The organism is Chitinophaga pendula (assembly GCF_020386615.1).
Classification (GTDB): Bacteria; Bacteroidota; Bacteroidia; order Chitinophagales; family Chitinophagaceae; genus Chitinophaga; species Chitinophaga pendula.
Map to the genome: position 1 here is coordinate 4,134,468 of NZ_CP077769.1, position 17,566 is coordinate 4,152,033.

Below are 17,566 nucleotides of genomic sequence, written 5' to 3' on the forward strand. Positions count from 1 at the left end.
CTAAATAATCCGAGCAATGAAAGATCAAAAGCTGTCTATTGCCATAGACATGGACGAGACTATCGCAGATCCTATCACCAAGGCACGGGAGTGGTATTACCGGGATTACGGGCGACTGTTTTCCGAGGATGAGTTGCATGGAAGGACTTTGGAGGATGCCCTTCCTGTGGACCAGAAGGGTGTGATCAGGGGTTATCTCAACACCCCGGGATTTTTCCGGGACCTGGCTATTTTTCCTAATGCCCAGCGGGTGATCAAGGAGTTGAACCAGAAGTACAAGGTATTTATTGTATCTGCAGCTATGGAGTTTCCAAATTCCCTGCGGGATAAGTATGATTGGTTGCAGGAGTTTTTTCCTTTCCTGGAATGGCGTCAATATTGTCTTTGCGGGGATAAGAGTGTGGTGCAGACGGATATTATGATAGACGATCTGACCCGTAACTTTGCGCATTTCAAGGGTCGGCCTTTATTGTACACGGGTCATCATAACGTGCATATTGAAGGCTATGAGCGGGTGTTGCATTGGGAGGATGCGGCAGCGAAGTTATTGTAATCAGGAAAATCACAGTGCTGTGTACACGAAGCCCGGTCTTTAGGACCGGGCTTTTTTTTATTTATTCTGTTACAGGGTCGAGTTCCTGTAGTAGTTCGGTGATATTGAGTCGGCGGGTGTACATGGTGATTTTGCCATCAGCATCCAGCGGCCATTGTTCACGGGGGCGGTCCCAATATAGTTCTACGCCATTGCCATCGGGATCGTCGAGGTAGAGTGCTTCGGAGACGCCATGGTCTGCAAACCCGGTGAAAGGATATGCTGCGTTGCGTAATCTTTTATAGATGAGTGCCAGGTCTTTCCTGGAGGGGTATACGATGGCGGTATGATAGAGGCCCGGTGCATGTGTGGGTGCGGGGGCGGCGCCTTTGCTCTGCCAGGTGTTCAGGCCGATGTGGTGGTGATAGCCCCCTGCGGAGATAAATGCGGCGTCGGCACCATAATGCTGGATGATCTCAAAGCCCAGGAGTCCGCAATAGAAGTCGAGGGATCGCTGGAGGTCTGCTACTTTCAGGTGTACATGGCCGATGCGTGTCTGTGGTGGTATACTGTATGCTGACATTGGTGGTTGTTTTGATGTTTGAAATGGGGGTTTTACCATAACGTTTGTATGATCGAAAATAAACAATATCCCTTGCAATCTGTTCAGCTATGGATATCATACGAGTATTTCATTATTTTTAAGGTGCTATGAATAAGATCCTATTTGCTTTTTTACTCCCATTATTTCTGCTGAGCACCTCTCCTGTTTTGTCGCAGCCGCTGAAGGCCGGATTTGATCCTTTGGAATACCAGGATGTGCTGAAGTTGGCATTTTTGCATGCTGATACGCCCTGGACGGCTAAGATTGCGCCACCTCCGGCGGGCTATCGATTACTTTACCGGTCTAAGGCTACGCCTATGTTCAACCGTTGGGATCTGTGGACACGGGAGGACGGGGTGGTGATCATCAGTGTGCGCGGTACGGTAGGTCAAGCTAATTCGTGGATGGAGAATTTTTATGCCGGTATGATTCCTGCCAGTGGTACGCTTGTATTTGGTGACAGCAGCAGTTTCCGTTACCGGCTGGCACAGGATAGCAGTGCTTATGTGCATGCGGGGTGGGTGTTAGGGCTGGCGAGTATGGCTACTGATATCGTGCAGCATATCAAGGACTGTTACCGGCGAGGGAGCCGGGCGTTTATTATCACCGGTCACAGTCAGGGAGGGGCGATCAGTTATTTATTACGCTCTTACCTGGCTTATATTGATGATCCATCTTTTCCGAAGGATATTGTATTTAAGACTTATTGCAGTGCTGCTCCGAAGCCAGGTAATCAGTATTATGCCAATGACTTTGATTACCTGACGAGGGAGGGCTGGGCTTTTCGGGTGGTGAATGCACGGGATTGGGTACCGGAGACGCCATTTTCGATACAGACGACGCGGGATTTCAATCATATCAATGCCTTTATGAATGTAAAGGGGATGTTGCGTGCGCAGCCATTCTTTGTACGGCTGGTATTGGGGCATGTTTACGGTAACCTGGACCGGTCGAGTAAGCGTGCTAGCCGCCGTATGCAGAAATACCTGGGTAAGATGCTGTATAAGCGTGTGAAAAAGGTGATACCACAATATGAGATGCCGCCATTTGTGAGCAGTCATCATTATGCGACGGCTGGTACACCGGTGATCCTTTACCCGGTAGCCGGCTATCATGAGCGTTATCCATTTGACGGTAAAAATATCTTTATACATCATATGTATGCCCCCTATCAATACTTACTGGAGCACATCTATTCTATAAAATAATACTATCCGCAGGCATTCTTTTTTTGGAATTACTAAATACCCTACTATATTTGTAGGGTATTAACTATCAAGTATTCCCACCATCATTTGCACCTGTTGTATTCCATTTCCGGCTGACGCGGAGGGGGATTGTGTGTGTGTGACAGTGTGGGTACGGGAGGATCAAATTGTTTTCTCAAACCATAAAAAACTGCTATTTATGTCTAAACAATGGAAGTTCGAAACTTTGCAAGTACATGCCGGTTATCAGCCGGATCCGGTGACTAAGTCTGCTGCGGTGCCTATTTATCAGACTACGTCGTATACGTTTGACAGTGCGGAGCATGCAGCGGACCTGTTCCAGCTTAAGCAGTTCGGGAATATTTACACCCGTATTATGAATCCTACTACGGATGTGTTTGAGAAACGGGTTGCGGCGCTGGAAGGCGGTGTGGGAGCGTTGGCGGTGGCCAGCGGGCAGGCGGCGCAGTTTATTGCGTTGCATAACATTTTGCTGCCAGGCGACAATTTTGTGACCTCCTCATATCTGTATGGGGGGACTTATAATCAGTTCAAGGTTAGTTTTAAACGTATAGGCGTAGAGGCGAGGTTTGCCAACCTGGATGAGCCGGAGAGTTTTGAGCGGTTGATAGACGCCAATACGAAGGCGTTGTATGTGGAGACGATCGGCAATCCGGGATTTGCAATCCCTGATTTTGAGAAGTTGTCGGCGATTGCGCGTAAGCATGATCTGCCGTTGGTGGTGGATAATACATTCGGGGCTGCCGGTTATTTGGCGCGTCCTATTGAGCACGGTGCCAATGTGGTGGTGGAGGCTGCTACCAAGTGGATAGGCGGTCATGGCACCAGTATTGGCGGGGTGATTGTGGACGGTGGTAATTATAACTGGGGGAATGGTAAGTTTTCGCAGTTCTCTGAGCCGGATGAAGCTTATCACGGGTTGAATTTCTGGGAGACTTTCGGCGCAGCCAGTCCATTTGGCAATATCGCTTATATTATCCGGGCGAGGGTGACGGGTTTACGCAGTATAGGGCCGGCGCTGGGGCCGCAGAATGCGTTCCTGTTCTTACAGGGGCTGGAGACGTTATCGCTGCGGGTGCAGCGTACTACGGACAATGCGTTGGCGTTAGCGCAGTGGTTGCAGCAGCATCCGGAGATTGAGTATGTGAACTATCCCGGTTTGCCGGACAACCGTTATCATGCGTTGGCGAAGCGTTATCTGCAGCATGGTTTTGGTGGTGTGTTATCGTTTAAGGTGAAGGGGGGTAAGGAAGTGGCTGACCGTCTTATCGCTTCGCTGGAGTTGTTATATCACCTGGCTAATGTGGGAGATGCGCGTACGCTGATCATCCATCCTGCGACGACTACCCATCAGCAGTTGTCGGAGGCGGAGCAGCGGGCGGCGGGTGTAGAGCCCGGGTTGTTGCGTATTTCGCTGGGGCTGGAGCATATAGACGATATCAAAGCGGATTTGCAGCAGGCTATTGAGAAGGCGTTGTCGCCGGTGAAGGAGTTGAATGATCCTGCTTTGGCTAATTAAGTACCGTTGTTGTCTGCTATAAAAAATGAACCCGGAAGTTGTTACTTCCGGGTTTTTATTTGTCCCCCTATTACAGCCGGCTATTTGTCCCATGTAACTACGAAGTAGTCAGCCGGCTGTGCCCACGCAGTACGTATGGCCATCTTGTTTTGTTTTGGTGGCAGACGGAGTTCAGTTTGTGCCATTAGAATGCCTGGTTCCGCTATAATTCCTTTTAGTACGGTTGGTGATATGATGTATGCCAATATGTTGCCGGCGGCTATTTTGAATGACGGTTCTCCATAGTATGACAGCTTGTTGAGCAGCCGGCACAGATCGATATTTTCGCTCAGTACGGGTATTGCTTTGAGTAGCGGGTCGTTGCCGGCGAAGCTGTTGTAGCCACCTGCGGGTCGTTTGAAATGGCGGAGGATATACTGCATGATATCCTTTGCTATTTGCAGGTTGGCGGTGTTGCCGCTGGCATTATAGTGTTGCAGCAGTGCCTGACAGAGGTAGAGTTGATCTGCTAGTGCCGGAGCTCCGGCGGGGAACAGGTCGTGTGAATAGCTGCTATCAGCCTGGCGATATTGCTGAACGATGGTTTGCAATATCTGTTGCGCGCGGTCGAGGTATTGTTGTTCGCCGGTTGCTGCCCAATAGTATACCATGGCTTCGGCTACCTGTGCATTTTCGCGGGTGTAGCAGGCGCTGTCTATACGAGGTATACCTTGTGCCCGTCTTTGCTGGTCATTTAATGCGAAGTATTCTCCGGCGTGTATGCCAGCTATGAGGTCGGCATCTTGTGAATTGTAATAGAGTGCATTTTTACTTTTAAAGAAAGTGTCCAGGTAGGCGATGATACGCTGTGCATGCCGGCGTGCGGAGGTATCGCCGGTGGCGAGATAATACCGGCTATATATTTTGATATACCGTGCTTGAATGCCTAATATCTTTTCGTAGTGCGGATGTTGCCAGTCGTAGTTGCTGGAGTACTGGCAAACGCCGCCCCAAACGGGATCGTTTAGCTGGTAGGATGCTTTGATGGAGCGATCCAGCCATTTTTTGAGTGTCGGGTCGGTATTCCTTTGTGTGAGGGCGAATGCGATACCATCGTAATCGAGGAATTTTTGTTCCATGTCATAGCCGCCGAGTTCTTTGTCGAGGTATTCGAAGAAGTCGTTGCGGATGTACTGGGCTATCTGGGGTGACCACACTCCTTTTTGCGCGGTTACGGGCGAATGGTCTGCGCGGATGGCAGGTTTGCTATTGCCGTTGTAGCGTTTTAGCAATGTGAGGAATGTATCTGGCTCCATGTATCCGGCTTCTTTGGTCAGTTCTTCTCCATTGCTGTTGAAGATGATGGTAGCGGGCCAGCCATAGTCTTTATAGCGGGCGTAGAGGTCCGGACGTTTGTCCTGATTGGAACGTATGGTGATGTAATGATCGGCGAGGTAGTTGATGACGGTAGTGTTGCCGTATGTTTTTTCATCCATTACGTGGCACCAGTGGCACCAGGAGGCACCCAGGTCTAGTATGACTGGTTTGTTCTCCTGGCGAGCTTTGTTGAAAGCGGTGGCATCAAATTGTTGCCAGTCAATAGACTGGGCGGCGGCGTGATGAGCGATTCCCCAACTGGCAGCACTTAACAAGTATATGATCGTACGTAACGCTCGCATATCATCATATACGGCGCTTTTCTCCCTATGGATTGGGTATGCCTGTCAATGATTCGTTAATACCTCTGTGATGGGTTGTCCGATGCTGCCGGAGGGCATTTGTATTTGCGGGAATGCGGCTAAGGTGGGTGCGATGTCTGTGATCGCTACGGGGAGGTAGGTGCGGTGATGATGAATATATCTCCGCTACGTTTGCCGTTGCAGCCATTGATGAACATTTTATTAAAAGGAGCAGGCAGTGTTGCCAGCTGGCCTTGTTGTACGCTGATGGCATCGGCGATATGCGGATAGTTGCGCAGTTCGCGGATGATAAAACGTTCGATGGCGATCTCCTCTCCTTTTGCGGCGGTGATGGCAGGTCTGTTCAGATATATCTGTGCTTTCTGATCTGTGCTGATAGCATTAGCGATACAGAACTGTGCCTGTATTTTTTCATTCAGCGAAGCTGCGAAGGATAATTTCATGTCGCCACTTTCTTTATAGCTGCTGATGGGATATAGTGTTTGATACGTTATCGGGGAGTGTGGGTATGGTATCATGTTTCTTTTTGCGGAGGTGGCTGATCACTTCATTGCGCATCATGATGAAGAAGTAGTTGTTGAGGTCATCGAGGTGATTGATCTTTTCTTTGAGGCGCCATATTTTGAGGAGGACGTTCATGGCTAGTTCTTCGCGTAGTAGTTGATCGGAGATGAATGCTGTGGCATATTGGAGTATGCGAGGGTAACAATGATCGAATACGGCTTTGAAATGCAGGTCGCCCTCATTCAGCCATTTAGTGATCAGTATATCGAGGTGAGAAAAATCTTCCATCAGGTATTGTTGCTATCCCCAGCGTGAGGGCAAAGATAGGGTGGTGATGTTAAGCCATTATTAAATTGGGGCGATGTAAAAGGAAAGGGCGGCTTCCGTTTTGAGATGGAAGCCGCCCTTGATGTTCAGAGCGGGAAAAATGTTAGTCTTTTAGTTTATTGAGGAATCCGGACAATTTGAACAGCAGTTCATCCTGGAGGCCTGCGCGAAGTTTAGCTTCTTCGTCGGTGATACCGAGGCGTCTGAGGCGTTGGTAGTATACGAAGGAGCCACCTATGAGTTCGAGGCATTCCTGTATTTTCTGTTTTACTTCTTCTTCTTTGCTTTTTTTGTCGAATTCTTTTTTAGACAATATTTTATCTACGAAGTAGAAGTTGTCTTTGTCTTCCACCCATTTCTGTCCTTCTCTGTGTTGAGGTTTGTATACTTCGAGGTATACGTTGTCGAGTTTGAGCACCTGTCCGTATTCGCTACGTATATCGATGACTGTTGGAGCGGTGGCGGAGGGCTGTTTGGTCAGTCGTTTTTTGATATTGTTGCTGATCTCTATTCCCAGTTCGCCGCTGCTCATAAGTATCTGATTGAGTTCGGAGAATTCGAGGCCGATGGTGATACGGGTGAGGCGTCCATTGGTTCTGACTTTACCGATGAGGCTAGGTGTTGTTTGGTCATCGAACATGATATCTTCGACCTGTACTTTGGTGATGGTCTTGTAGTTTGGTTGATATCCTTCGATGGCCGGGATGGTGCGTTTGTTGGTGACTTTCGTGTTTTGCTGGCGGTGGTTGAATTGGACGAAGTCGTCTACGAAACGCAGTTCCTGTTTTTTGAGCTGGGCGTATAGTTCGTGGGTGGTATAGTTATGTATGCCATTGATGACGGTGATATCGTCCCAGCTGTTAAAGTGTTGTGCTTTTTTCAGTTCGTCGAGGATATCGGAGGCGCTCATATTTCTTTTATAGAGCAGTTCACCTACGAGGAAGACGGCGTATTCGTGTACGTTGTATCCCAGTTCGGGGAGCAGGTCGTACGGGCTACGTTTTGTTTCTACTGCCTGGTTGAGCAGGTCTACATCTGATACGACGGGTGACAGCAGGTATTTGCGTGCAGCAGCGCGCAATTTTTTGCTGACATAGTCTAGCAGTTGATCATTGACCTGGCTGTGGTTGACAAAATCATGGAGGATCTGTACAAACCGCTTGGAGGCTGGTAATCCAAACTGGGAGAGTATATCATTTTCCATATCCAGCACTTCCTCCTGCGCAGTATTTCCTCTGCTGGTCTTTTCCCGCAGCTCCACTTGCTGGCGCCGCTGATAATATTCCTGTAGTTTCAGTTTTAGCCGGTCCATGTGTTTAATTATTAATTATTAGAATATATTAACCTAAGATTAATTGCGCTTTTGATCATTCTTATGGTCCTGTCTGCCGTATTTTTCCGCTTTACTAATGAGCGGGCGTGGGTGACCGGTAACTGTATAAGCATAGGCGCTCAGCCTGCCTAAATGCATGCTGATTTTCAATAACTTATGAAATTGGGAATTTAATGGGAGAGTGTGCAAAGATACCCCTTTTCTTTGAGCCATCCAAGCGTTTGGGGAGCGTTAGGCGTGCCGGGGATACATTAGCATAAGTAGCTATACCCGGCGTATTGGTTATCATGGAGGCAGGGGTGATCCGTGGTTGGAGGGGTGGGTATAAAAATTTCGTTAAAGCCGGGTTTATGATGATCTTATGACTAAGGGGGGCTTTAATATGGGAGAAGGCATACCGGGTGTAGCCGGTATGCCAATGAGGGATGAGGTTAGAGAAATCCGCAGAATTCGCCGTCGCAGAAACAGCCTTCCATATTGCTGCATTTGTTGGAATTCTTACAGTTGGGGCCGCAGGAGCTTCTCAGTTTCATGATGTTACCGCCACCTTTAATAGCAGTGAGGTCCTTGCGGGACAAGGATTTGAATGTGGATATTTTTTTCATACTTATTGTTTTGGGAGGTTAAAAAGGGGGTTATAAAAGAAGGGGCAGGAATTGATACGGGGAGATAAGCCGGTATATTTTCCTGGTTTTAGTTAAATGCACAGTAGGTGCCGTAGCAACCGCAGCCCTGTTCGAAACAAAACAGGACGTTTTCTGCGGTTGTGCAGCTGGGGCCGCAGGAGCGCATTGTTTTCATGACGGTACCTCCACCTTTGATTTTTTTGAGTTGGGTACGGGTGATTTTTTCAAATTGGGTTTTCTTTTTCATGTAGCGGTTTTGCGGTTATTAAATATTGAGACAAGATGTGTACTAGTTGTTGATGTATTGTCTGGGGAGGGGATAACGGGAAGTGGCGGTTTCTTTCCCGTTTCCTGAAAGTGCTGGTCAGTTTGCCGGTTGTGATGCCGGTGTTTGCCAGCGGTGACAGTTACACGAATCTGCAGGAGGTGCCTATGCAGGAGCAACCTCGGCGAATGCAATGTTGTTCGTTGCCAGGAGTACATCTAAGGCCGTTGCAGAATTCTGCTGCTTTTGCGATACCGCCACCTTTGATGGCTTTAAGATCTGTCCGCGCCAGCGAGTGGAAATTTCCTGTCATCTTTTTCATAATGGAACGTTTTGGTTATGGTTTAAAATAAAAGCAGGGTGATATACGAGCTGGCGGGCTTTGGGTTATCTGGCGGGATAGCGTGTACTACCTGGACTTATAATTTGCCGGTTTCGAGGTAGATTTTGCGTTGTGAAAATAGTAAGGCGGTGTGCAATCTAGCCGCAGTTGTATTACTGTGGGGGAAAAGTGACTTAAAGTATAGGGATGATATACCTCAACTATGGGAAAGGAGGTATTATTAATTGCCGGATGAGATATAAGATGAGATGTAAAGAGATGGCATTAAGCTGGTTGCCGAACTTTTTTTAAAAAAATATTAAAAGACATTTGGAAATTGAAAATGATTTATGTTAACTTTGCACTCCCAACAAACGAATACGGTGGTTGTAGCTCAGTTGGTTAGAGCATCAGATTGTGGTTCTGAGGGTCGGGGGTTCGAAACCCCTCAATCACCCAGGGAAATAAAAAGGCTTCTGCAAGGAAGCCTTTTTTCATTGTCCTCATCGTGTTACCAGCTGTATTGTGCTACCGGCCTGGATATTGTAGTCGCTTAAAGTGCGGCCATCCTCCAATTGCTTACCTGCGAAGATCAATAGTTGGTTAGAAGGGTCAATACCTTCTACGTCTTTGATTTTCATCTTAACGGTGTCAATAGTATCGCTTATTGATACTTCCAGCGTAATTGTTTTTCCTTTAAGTATTTTCACATAGATCTGCATAGCGAATGTCTGAAGGCTTAACAGGCAGAGGAATGTCAAGGCTACAATAGCTTTAATTTTCATAATAAGGGGTTACTTGGTGAGTGACAAAATAAGGTATACTTACTGCAATAGCTGTTCAGATTGCTACGGGAGCGATGTGATCTTAGGTGTCTTGCAAACCAACAGGACGATCTTTCAAAAAAGATTAATTTATTAATAATCAACTAATTAAAATCTTATTTTTGAGAGTATAGGCGCTAATAAAAGTGTTTGCTATGACTTCCATTTGTTGTTTGTGCTGGCGAGTACTACAATCCTGGGGGATGGTTATCGTTGCGACATTCAGTTTTTTGGTGTTTCTTTGCGCTTCTTTTTTTGTTGATACAAAGCCAGGTGCGATGTCTGTATATCTGATTCCTTTTATTTCTGCTTTTATTGGTTGGTTTACTAACTGGATTGCCATCAAGATGTTGTTTCATCCGAAGTTGCCGGTGAAGATCGGTCCATTTGTGTTGCAGGGTATTTTCCCGAAGCGGCAGCGGCAGTTTGCGGAGAAATTGGGGAAGCTGGTGGCGGACGAGTTGTTGTCTTTTGAAGATATCCGTGTTAAGCTGACTGATCCGGAGAAGGTCAAAAACATCATTCCGATGGTGGAGGAGCACCTGGATCATTTCCTGCGTAACAAGCTGCCACAGGCGATGCCGGTGTTGGCGATGTTTATTGGTGACAGTACGATCAACCAGATCAAGACGGTATTGGTGGCGGAGTTGGATAGTCTTTTCCCTAAGATGATCGATCAGTATTTGCAGAATACGCAGAGTGAGCTGGACCTGGAGCGTATTGTAACAGAAAAGGTAAGTAATTTTTCTTCTGACAAGCTGGAGCAGATACTGCAAGGTATTATGTCGAAGGAGTTCCGTTTTGTGGAGATCATTGGCGGTGTGTTAGGTTTTGTGATTGGTTTGATACAGTTGCTGATGACGCGTTAATTCCCTGTTGTGTCCCTTTTTAAACAAGTCTGGTAAGGGATTGTTAATTACTGTTAAGACCTTTTACCGGTTATTTTGCCGGTTTCCTAAGGAATTTAGGCCCTTTCATCATAAAAAGCGGCCGAGCGTATATCTATGTAATAGATTTGTACCCTAAATAGAATGGTCCAAAATTCTTTCTGATGAGAAAATGCTATGTATTGCTGGCGTCCGCGTTGCTGGCATGCTGTAATTACGCGTTTGCGCAAGTCCCTGTTATACCTCCGGGGGGAGCGAAGCCAGGAGCTGCCAAGCCCCAAAGTATCCCACAAATAGGTCATGTGTTTGGTAAACTGATAGATGCGAGCACTGGTAAGCCGGTGGAGTATGCATCGGTTGCCTTACTCCGTTTAAAAGATTCCAGTGTTATCGGCGGTATGCTCAGTAAGAGCAATGGTGATTTCAGTATTGAGCACCTGCCATTTGGTCCGATGATTATGCGTATTAATTTCATGGGTTATAAGACGGTCATCAAGCGGGTGACCATTACACCTCAGGCTTATGACCAGGACCTGGGTAATATTAAATTACAGGCGAATGTATCTAACCTGTCTGCGGTGGAAGTAACCGGTCAGAAGAGTGCATTTACTATGGGTATTGATAAGAAGGTGTTTAATGTAGAGCGTAATTTGGTAAGTGCTGGGGGTACTGCTACGGATATATTAAAAAATATCCCGGCGGTGAATGTGGATATAGACGGTAATATCAAGGTACGTAACGCCTCTCCTACTGTGTTTGTGGACGGTAAGCCCTCTACCCTTACGTTGGATCAGATACCGGCGGATGCGATCGAGAGTGTGGAGTTGATCACGAATCCATCTGCCAAGTATGATGCGGAGGGGATGGCAGGTATTCTGAATATTGTGTTAAAGAAGAACAAACGTGCCGGTATCAACGGTATGATCATGGGAGGTGTTGGTAATAATGACAAGTACAATGCCGGCGGTAATATTAATGTACGGCAAGGTAAGTTCAATGTATTTGCGAATTACAACTTCAATGCGTCCCGTTTCTGGGGTGACGGTACTACTAACCGCAGTAATTTTAACCGGGTGAACGGTGTACCTACGGATACGAACTATCTGCGTCAGGTGAGTGAGAGCCGTAACGGAGCGCAGTTCCAGTTTGGCCGATTTGGGTTGGACTATTACCTGGATAACCGTAATACGCTTTCTGTGTCGCAGAACATTGTGGCTGGTAAGTTTAGTGTATTCGAGGATCTGGGTAGTGAGTTCCTAAACAGCAGCAAGCAATTGCAGACGGCGAATGACCGTGTCAACAACGGGGATTTCAAATTCAGGAACTATACTACGCAGGTGGGCTTCAAACATACTTTTGCGAAACCTAACCAGGAGTGGACGGCAGATTTCAGTTATAACCGCAGTAGTAATGACCGTGACGGGAATTACGTGACCCAGAATAAAAATTCGCAGCAGCAGCCGATCGGCAATCCTATTCTGCAGAATAACAATGGGGACGGTAAGACTACTTTTCTGACGGCGCAGACGGACTATGTGAACCCAATTGGTAAGAATGGTAAGCTGGAAGCCGGCGCTAAGGCGACTATCCGTGATTACACCAGTAACTTCAATGTATATGACCAGGACAATACGGGTGGATTTGTGTTTAACAACCTGTTGTCTAACGATTATAAATACAAGGAGCAGATCTATGCCGGTTATGCCAACTTTGCCAATACGATGGGAAGTTTTGGTTACCAGGCAGGTTTGCGTGTGGAGCAATATATTTATTCCGGGGAGATCCCCAGTGAAGGTAAGACCTTCAAGCCGACGAAGGCAGCGCCAGGTTTCTTCCCCAGTGTGTATTTGTCTCAGAAGTTGAAGAAGGACCAGGAGTTGCAGTTGAACTATTCCCGTCGAGTAACGCGGCCTAACTTCTTCCAGCTGATTCCTTACCGGGACTACAGTGATCCGCAGAACCAGCGGGAAGGTAATCCTAATCTTAAGCCGGAGTATACGAACAGTCTGGAGTTTTCTTATGCGAAGAACTTTAAAGCCGGTAATTTTCTGGCGTCTATTTACTACCGTAATACCAACAACCTGATTTCTACGCTTAGTACGCCGATTGGTAAGGATACGCTGTTGTCTACGTTTGTGAATGCGGACAAGAACAATTCCTATGGTGCGGAGCTGACGTTGAAAAATACGATTGTGAAGGGATGGGATCTGACCTCCAATGTGAATCTTTACCAGACCAACCTGACGGTGAAGAGTAATGAAGGTGATTTTAAGAATAACGGTTTTTCCTGGATGGCGAAGTTGAACTCTGAGGTGAAGCTGCCTGCCAACTTTACGATCCAGGTGAACGGCACTTACCAGGCGCCGGCGATCGCTTTGCCGGCAGGTAGCCAGGGAGGTGGTCGTGGTGGTGGATTCAATATGGTACCTACTACTGCGCAAGGTACTATTAAAGGATTCAGTACGGTGGATATGGCTGTTCGCAAGGATTTCCTGAAAAACAAGGCGGCATCGCTGACGCTGGCGTTGTCTGACGTATTTAATACGCGTCAGATACAGCTGGATCAGACTACGCCGCAGTTTGCACAAGATTATATCCGTAAGCGTGAGTCCCGTATTGTGCGGTTGAACTTCAGTTATCGTTTCGGGAAGTTTGATGCGCAGATCTTCAAACGTAAGAACCTGAAGGCGGAGCGAGAGGGGATGCAGAACAGTATGGAAGGCGGACAAGGCTTCTAAGATAGCAGCCGGCAGCTCCTTCCCAGGGCTGCCGTTTTTTTTCCACTATATGCGCAACCAAAATCTTTCCACGTGATGCGGTCCATCCTATTGCTGACCAGCGGTATTTTATGCCTGTGCATACCAGGCATGTCTCAATCCGGCGTGCGTGCCGGCACTTTTTCAACGGATACGATCCCCGCTATGCGGACTACTTTGCAGGTGAATGGTAAGGTGGTCGATGATGCCAGTGGTAAACCCATTGAATATGCATCGGTGGTATTACTCGGTGCTGATTCGGCTATTATAAAAGGTATGTATACTCCTTCTGACGGTAATTTTCGTTTCAACGGTATTGGTCCCGGCACTTATGTGGCGCGGGTGACCTTTATGGGTTATGACCGGCTGGACCGGGCGGTGAAGGTGGTGGCAGGTAAGGCGGTGGCGTATATGGGTACTTTACGGCTGCAGGCCAGTGGTAAGACGCTGGAAGCGGTGGAGGTGAAGGGAGAAAAGCCCGCCTTTTCTATGCAGATAGACCGGCAGGTATTTGATGCCGGTGCGATGCTGACGGCGGACGGCGGGACGGCGGCGGATGTCATGAAAAACATTCCCAGTGTGGAGGTGGACATTGATGATAATATTTCATTGCGAGGGAAGGGGGTAACCATTTATGTAGACGGTAAGCCCTCTCCTTTCGGGGACGCCCGTACGGCGTTGCAGATGATACCTGCGGAGAGTATAGACCGGGTGGAGGTGATCACCAATCCATCTGCCAAGTTCGAGGCGCAAGGTGGCGGAGGTATTATCAATATCGTGCTGAAGAAGGATAAGGCGATCGGTTACAATGTGATGTTCAATGCCGGGGCGGCGGCTCCGGGGCAGTTGAGCGGGGGTGCGAATGCGAACCTGCGATTGAAGCGGATCAACATTTTCGGGAATTACAACGGGCGATACGGGGATGTACGCGGTAACGGGTATAGTCAGCGGCAGAACCTGGTAGCGGATACGGCAGCTACTTATTTCTTTTCGCAGGATAGCCGTAACCGGAACAGCAGCCAGAGTCATGGAGGGCGGCTGGGGTTTGATTATTTCCTGGATGACTATAATACGATCACCTTGTCGCAAGGCATTAACCGGAACATCAGCGACAATACGGATGAGATATTACTGGACTACCGGGATGCTAAATACAGCAGGTTACGATCCGGCAACCGGGAGAACAGCGGTGATAATGGAAGCTGGAACTATAATACCAGTTTGAATTTTCGTCATACGACGGACCGTGCGAACGAGGAGTTGACGGCGTATGTGAGCTACAGTGATAACAGCGGCGATAACCGCAGTGAGTATCATACGCAGTATTTTCGGGCGGACGGCAGCCAGCAGGACCGGCCGAACCAGCAACAGAACCGGGGTATCAGCGGTAACCGTTTTTGGAATGGGCAGGCGGACTATACGACGCCTTTCGGTAAAAAGGGGAAGTTTGAAACCGGGATGAAGATGACGGCGCGCACCAATGATAATGACTACCATGCTTCTTTATACAACTGGGATCTGGGGCAGTATGAAAAGAGTTTGCGACTGTCCAATACCTATTCATACAAGGAGCGAGTGTACGGGGCGTATGCGAATGTTGCCAATGCGATCGGCCAATTGGGATACCAGGTGGGGGTGCGGGTAGAGCAAGCCTATCTGAAGGGATATTCCTTTACCCGGGATACGTCTGTAAACAACCGGTTCTTCAATGTATTTCCCAGTGTGTTCTTAAAGTACAATCTGCCTAACAACCAAAACCAGAGCCTGGTATTAAATTATGCAACGCGGGTAGACCGGCCGAACTTTGACCAGTTATTACCTTATATCAACAACTCGGACCCGCAGAATATTCGTACGGGCAATCCGGAGTTGCGGCCTGCGCTGACGCATAAGTTTGAGTTGAACTATTCGCGGTATTATCCGAAGCGTAGTAATTTCCTGAATGCGGGGGTATATTATTCGCAGACGAATGGCGATATAGACCGTATCAGTGTGTTGGATACGACGACGGGGGTGACGACCACCCGGCCGATGAACCTGAGTACGGACAAAGACTGGGGGGCGAACCTGATGTACCGGATGCGGGTGATAAAGGGATGGAATGTGACGGCGAATCTGAACCTGGAGTATAGCCGGCTGACTGGTGCTGCCAATATCAGTAATGAGAATTTCGGGTATGGGTTGACGTTGAACAGCCAGGTGCGGCTACCGGCACGTTTCAGTCTGCAGGTGAACGGGCATTACCGTTCGCCGCGGGTGCAGCCGCAAGGTACTTTTAAGGCGATGAACGGGGTGGATATGGGCATCCGGAAGGAGCTGCTAAAAAATAATGCGTTGGCGCTTTCCCTGAATATTTCGGATGTGTTTAATACGCAGCAGTATAATTCGCATTATGTGACGCCTACTTTTATACAGGATTACGACCGTAAGCGGACGACACGTTTTATACGATTCAATGTGCGGTATCGTTTCGGGAAGATGGATCCTAACCTTTTCAAGCGGAAAAAGCATACGGTGGAGGAGGATGACAAGGAGAAAGAGAAGGAACCGGAGGAGGCGCCAAAGGGGCAAGGTCATGGCAGGTTATAAGTAAGTGAAGCAGGCGGAGTGCCTGCTTTTTTGTTGTCTGATAATGAGTTGTTTACTGTGAGACGGCCGGGAAATGTTGTTGCAGGAAGGTGAATACTTGATCGAACTGTTGTAGGGGGGCGGCATGCCGGCCTTCTACCGGGATGTGCTGGTGGGGATGGGGGAAGTGATGGGAGTCGAGGCGGGCCATCATACTTTCGGCCATGGGGGTGGAAGGGCAGAATTCGTCGTTGGTGGCGGAGAGGAAGAGGACGGGGCCATTGATCTGTTCGACTTTTATGGCCGCTTTTGTGGCGGCGGCGGTATCGGTGAGCATGGTGCGGAATGTTTCGCGGAGGTTGCCTTTCATGAGGAAGGGTACGGCGGCTTCGTTGACGGGGACGAAGGGTAATGGCTGGTTATTATATGACCATGCCGGGGTAGTGAAGTGGCTGGTATGTCCGGGGAATACGACGCTGCTGGCGACGACGGCGACTACGCAGTGGATATCTTTAAAATAGCTAGCGAGGAGTAAGGCGAGGTCTCCTCCTCTGGAGCCACCGATGACGGCGATGCGGGAAGCATCGATATGCGGATCTTTTGTGGCGGTGAGGATGGCATTGTGTACGGCGTTTATGGATACCTGGTCGAGGGTATCGGGTGCATTTTTCGCCCGGAAGTAGCCGATGGCCAGGAAGGCGTATCCTTTCTGCAGAAATTGTTCTCTGACGGTGCGCCAGTGGTTGCTGGTCCAGGCGTTGCCTCCTTCGGATCCACCGAGGCCGACGATCAGGGGTTGTTTGTTGCCATCGCCGAGGTACAGGCGGGTATCGGTATAGGGGGTATTCAGTATGATCTGGGCGGTGGCAGTAAGGGAGCAGCAGATCAGGAGGAGGCAGGCAATCAGGTACGGGTAAAGACGATAGTTGGTATTCATATCCATTTATTTACTGTAAAGGTGGTATGAATGGGGAGGAATATTTTTGACCTGGATCAAATAATGCGGGGGGAGGGTTATTATTCTTTGCCGGCGCGGATGCGGCTGAGTGTTTCCTGGCTGATGCCGAGGTAGGAGGCGATCATGCCGAGGGGGATGCGGTGGTATACGTCGTGGTAGATGCGGCAGAAGTGGTCATATCTTTCGCGGGCGGAGGTGAACCGGATGGAGGTGATGCGTTCCATGAGGTGTCCGAATACGCTGCCCATGGATAGGCGGGCATATTTTTCCATTTCGGGGAAGTTGTCGAAGAGGTATCCGAGGTCATCGACTTGCAGGCAGGCGACGGTGGTGGGTTCGATGGTATCTATATAATAGATGTCGGTGGTACGTTGGATCATGCTGCGGGGGGAGTTGACCCATTCGTGTTCTGCGAGGAAATATTCGGTTATTTCTTTGCCATCTTTGAGGAAGTAGGTCCTCATGAGGCCCTGGAGGATGAAATAGCTTTTGGTACAGATGTTATCGGCGTGGTGAACGATCTCCTTTTTTTTGAAGGTGCGGATATGCAGTCGGGCCTCGAGTGCATCGAGTAGGTTGTCGTTGAGTTTGATATAGGATTCGAAGTGCCTGATGAGGGACTGGTCCATAATC

At 48.4% G+C, this 17,566-nt stretch carries 17 protein-coding genes and 1 tRNA gene; 7 read left to right on the top strand and 11 right to left on the bottom strand.

Going from position 1 to position 17,566, the window contains the following annotated elements; translation table 11 throughout:
- The first annotated feature begins 16 nt into the window (after window positions 1-16).
- The gene (locus KTO58_RS14415) at window positions 17-553 is read left to right on the top strand and encodes a 5' nucleotidase, NT5C type (RefSeq protein WP_198315240.1); all 537 of its coding nucleotides are present in this window, start codon (window positions 17-19) and stop codon (window positions 551-553) included.
- A gap of 61 nt (window positions 554-614) precedes the next feature.
- Here the strand turns inward: KTO58_RS14415 and KTO58_RS14420 are convergent, their stop codons facing one another.
- Window positions 615-1,115: a VOC family protein gene (locus KTO58_RS14420; RefSeq protein ID WP_095838688.1), complete on the bottom strand. Its 501-nt coding sequence runs from the start codon at window positions 1,113-1,115 to the stop codon at window positions 615-617.
- A gap of 128 nt (window positions 1,116-1,243) precedes the next feature.
- On the opposite strand from KTO58_RS14420, the gene KTO58_RS14425 reads away from it, so the two are divergent.
- Together KTO58_RS14425 and KTO58_RS14430 are read left to right on the top strand one after the other, a co-directional pair.
- Entirely contained in the window at window positions 1,244-2,344 is a 1,101-nt protein-coding gene (locus tag KTO58_RS14425) for a lipase family protein (RefSeq protein WP_095838687.1), read from the top strand.
- A 199-nt stretch (window positions 2,345-2,543) separates the two neighbouring features.
- Window positions 2,544-3,884: an O-acetylhomoserine aminocarboxypropyltransferase/cysteine synthase family protein gene (locus KTO58_RS14430; protein ID WP_225859755.1), complete on the top strand. Its 1,341-nt coding sequence runs from the start codon at window positions 2,544-2,546 to the stop codon at window positions 3,882-3,884.
- Window positions 3,885-3,964: 80 nt separating this feature from the next.
- Here KTO58_RS14430 and KTO58_RS14435 read toward each other — a convergent pair whose 3' ends face one another.
- From KTO58_RS14435 to KTO58_RS14465, 7 genes are all read right to left on the bottom strand, one after another.
- A complete protein-coding gene (locus KTO58_RS14435) occupies window positions 3,965-5,542 on the bottom strand; it encodes a DUF255 domain-containing protein (protein ID WP_095838685.1) in 1,578 nt (525 codons plus the stop codon).
- 146 nt (window positions 5,543-5,688) lie between these two features.
- Window positions 5,689-6,006 carry an alkaline phosphatase family protein gene (locus KTO58_RS14440; protein WP_095838684.1) on the bottom strand — a complete coding sequence of 106 codons (318 nt, stop codon included), beginning with the start codon at window positions 6,004-6,006 and terminating at the stop codon, window positions 5,689-5,691.
- Window positions 6,007-6,019: 13 nt separating this feature from the next.
- Window positions 6,020-6,355, bottom strand: a complete 336-nt coding sequence (locus KTO58_RS14445) for a sigma factor (RefSeq protein WP_095838683.1) — start codon at window positions 6,353-6,355, stop codon at window positions 6,020-6,022.
- 142 nt (window positions 6,356-6,497) lie between these two features.
- Entirely contained in the window at window positions 6,498-7,706 is a 1,209-nt protein-coding gene (locus KTO58_RS14450) for a hypothetical protein (RefSeq protein ID WP_095838682.1), read from the bottom strand.
- 452 nt (window positions 7,707-8,158) lie between these two features.
- On the bottom strand, window positions 8,159-8,332 hold the full coding sequence (locus KTO58_RS14455) for a hypothetical protein (protein WP_157752949.1): 174 nt from the start codon (window positions 8,330-8,332) through the stop codon (window positions 8,159-8,161).
- Between the two features lie 88 nt (window positions 8,333-8,420).
- Complete coding sequence (locus KTO58_RS14460) at window positions 8,421-8,600, bottom strand: ComC/BlpC family leader-containing pheromone/bacteriocin (protein ID WP_095838681.1); 180 nt, start codon at window positions 8,598-8,600, stop codon at window positions 8,421-8,423.
- 160 nt (window positions 8,601-8,760) lie between these two features.
- Complete coding sequence (locus KTO58_RS14465) at window positions 8,761-8,940, bottom strand: hypothetical protein (RefSeq protein WP_157752948.1); 180 nt, start codon at window positions 8,938-8,940, stop codon at window positions 8,761-8,763.
- A gap of 383 nt (window positions 8,941-9,323) precedes the next feature.
- Between KTO58_RS14465 and KTO58_RS14470 the strand changes: the two genes are divergently transcribed.
- Window positions 9,324-9,397 (top strand) — tRNA-His (locus tag KTO58_RS14470).
- 46 nt (window positions 9,398-9,443) lie between these two features.
- Here KTO58_RS14470 and KTO58_RS14475 read toward each other — a convergent pair.
- Window positions 9,444-9,725, bottom strand: coding sequence for a ubiquitin-like protein (locus KTO58_RS14475; protein ID WP_198315239.1), 282 nt, complete (start codon window positions 9,723-9,725; stop codon window positions 9,444-9,446).
- A 317-nt stretch (window positions 9,726-10,042) separates the two neighbouring features.
- Between KTO58_RS14475 and KTO58_RS14480 the strand changes: the two genes are divergently transcribed.
- The 3 genes from KTO58_RS14480 to KTO58_RS14490 all read left to right on the top strand — a co-directional run bounded on the left by KTO58_RS14480 (window position 10,043) and on the right by KTO58_RS14490 (window position 15,996).
- Window positions 10,043-10,633, top strand: coding sequence for a DUF445 domain-containing protein (locus KTO58_RS14480; protein WP_095838680.1), 591 nt, complete (start codon window positions 10,043-10,045; stop codon window positions 10,631-10,633).
- A 182-nt stretch (window positions 10,634-10,815) separates the two neighbouring features.
- On the top strand, window positions 10,816-13,389 hold the full coding sequence (locus tag KTO58_RS14485) for a TonB-dependent receptor (RefSeq protein ID WP_095838679.1): 2,574 nt from the start codon (window positions 10,816-10,818) through the stop codon (window positions 13,387-13,389).
- A gap of 75 nt (window positions 13,390-13,464) precedes the next feature.
- Window positions 13,465-15,996 carry an outer membrane beta-barrel protein gene (locus KTO58_RS14490; protein WP_095838678.1) on the top strand — a complete coding sequence of 844 codons (2,532 nt, stop codon included), beginning with the start codon at window positions 13,465-13,467 and terminating at the stop codon, window positions 15,994-15,996.
- A 52-nt stretch (window positions 15,997-16,048) separates the two neighbouring features.
- Here KTO58_RS14490 and KTO58_RS14495 read toward each other — a convergent pair whose 3' ends face one another.
- Both KTO58_RS14495 and KTO58_RS14500 read right to left on the bottom strand, forming a co-directional pair.
- Window positions 16,049-16,912, bottom strand: coding sequence for an acyl-CoA thioester hydrolase/BAAT C-terminal domain-containing protein (locus KTO58_RS14495; protein WP_157752946.1), 864 nt, complete (start codon window positions 16,910-16,912; stop codon window positions 16,049-16,051).
- 80 nt (window positions 16,913-16,992) lie between these two features.
- Entirely contained in the window at window positions 16,993-17,562 is a 570-nt protein-coding gene (locus KTO58_RS14500) for a Crp/Fnr family transcriptional regulator (RefSeq protein WP_095838676.1), read from the bottom strand.
- Window positions 17,563-17,566 lie beyond the last annotated feature (4 nt).

What these genes read in the sequence shown, in the direction of transcription:
- KTO58_RS14415 (WP_198315240.1), top strand. Translation starts at nt 17, where the DNA reads ATGAAAGATCAAAAGCTGTCTATTGCCATAGACATGGACGAGACTATC.
- KTO58_RS14420 (WP_095838688.1), bottom strand. Translation starts at nt 1,115, where the DNA reads ATGTCAGCATACAGTATACCACCACAGACACGCATCGGCCATGTACAC.
- KTO58_RS14425 (WP_095838687.1), top strand. Translation starts at nt 1,244, where the DNA reads ATGAATAAGATCCTATTTGCTTTTTTACTCCCATTATTTCTGCTGAGC.
- KTO58_RS14430 (WP_225859755.1), top strand. Translation starts at nt 2,544, where the DNA reads ATGTCTAAACAATGGAAGTTCGAAACTTTGCAAGTACATGCCGGTTAT.
- KTO58_RS14435 (WP_095838685.1), bottom strand. Translation starts at nt 5,542, where the DNA reads ATGCGAGCGTTACGTACGATCATATACTTGTTAAGTGCTGCCAGTTGG.
- KTO58_RS14440 (WP_095838684.1), bottom strand. Translation starts at nt 6,006, where the DNA reads ATGAAATTATCCTTCGCAGCTTCGCTGAATGAAAAAATACAGGCACAG.
- KTO58_RS14445 (WP_095838683.1), bottom strand. Translation starts at nt 6,355, where the DNA reads ATGGAAGATTTTTCTCACCTCGATATACTGATCACTAAATGGCTGAAT.
- KTO58_RS14450 (WP_095838682.1), bottom strand. Translation starts at nt 7,706, where the DNA reads ATGGACCGGCTAAAACTGAAACTACAGGAATATTATCAGCGGCGCCAG.
- KTO58_RS14455 (WP_157752949.1), bottom strand. Translation starts at nt 8,332, where the DNA reads ATGAAAAAAATATCCACATTCAAATCCTTGTCCCGCAAGGACCTCACT.
- KTO58_RS14460 (WP_095838681.1), bottom strand. Translation starts at nt 8,600, where the DNA reads ATGAAAAAGAAAACCCAATTTGAAAAAATCACCCGTACCCAACTCAAA.
- KTO58_RS14465 (WP_157752948.1), bottom strand. Translation starts at nt 8,940, where the DNA reads ATGAAAAAGATGACAGGAAATTTCCACTCGCTGGCGCGGACAGATCTT.
- KTO58_RS14475 (WP_198315239.1), bottom strand. Translation starts at nt 9,725, where the DNA reads ATGAAAATTAAAGCTATTGTAGCCTTGACATTCCTCTGCCTGTTAAGC.
- KTO58_RS14480 (WP_095838680.1), top strand. Translation starts at nt 10,043, where the DNA reads ATGTCTGTATATCTGATTCCTTTTATTTCTGCTTTTATTGGTTGGTTT.
- KTO58_RS14485 (WP_095838679.1), top strand. Translation starts at nt 10,816, where the DNA reads ATGAGAAAATGCTATGTATTGCTGGCGTCCGCGTTGCTGGCATGCTGT.
- KTO58_RS14490 (WP_095838678.1), top strand. Translation starts at nt 13,465, where the DNA reads ATGCGGTCCATCCTATTGCTGACCAGCGGTATTTTATGCCTGTGCATA.
- KTO58_RS14495 (WP_157752946.1), bottom strand. Translation starts at nt 16,912, where the DNA reads ATGAATACCAACTATCGTCTTTACCCGTACCTGATTGCCTGCCTCCTC.
- KTO58_RS14500 (WP_095838676.1), bottom strand. Translation starts at nt 17,562, where the DNA reads ATGGACCAGTCCCTCATCAGGCACTTCGAATCCTATATCAAACTCAAC.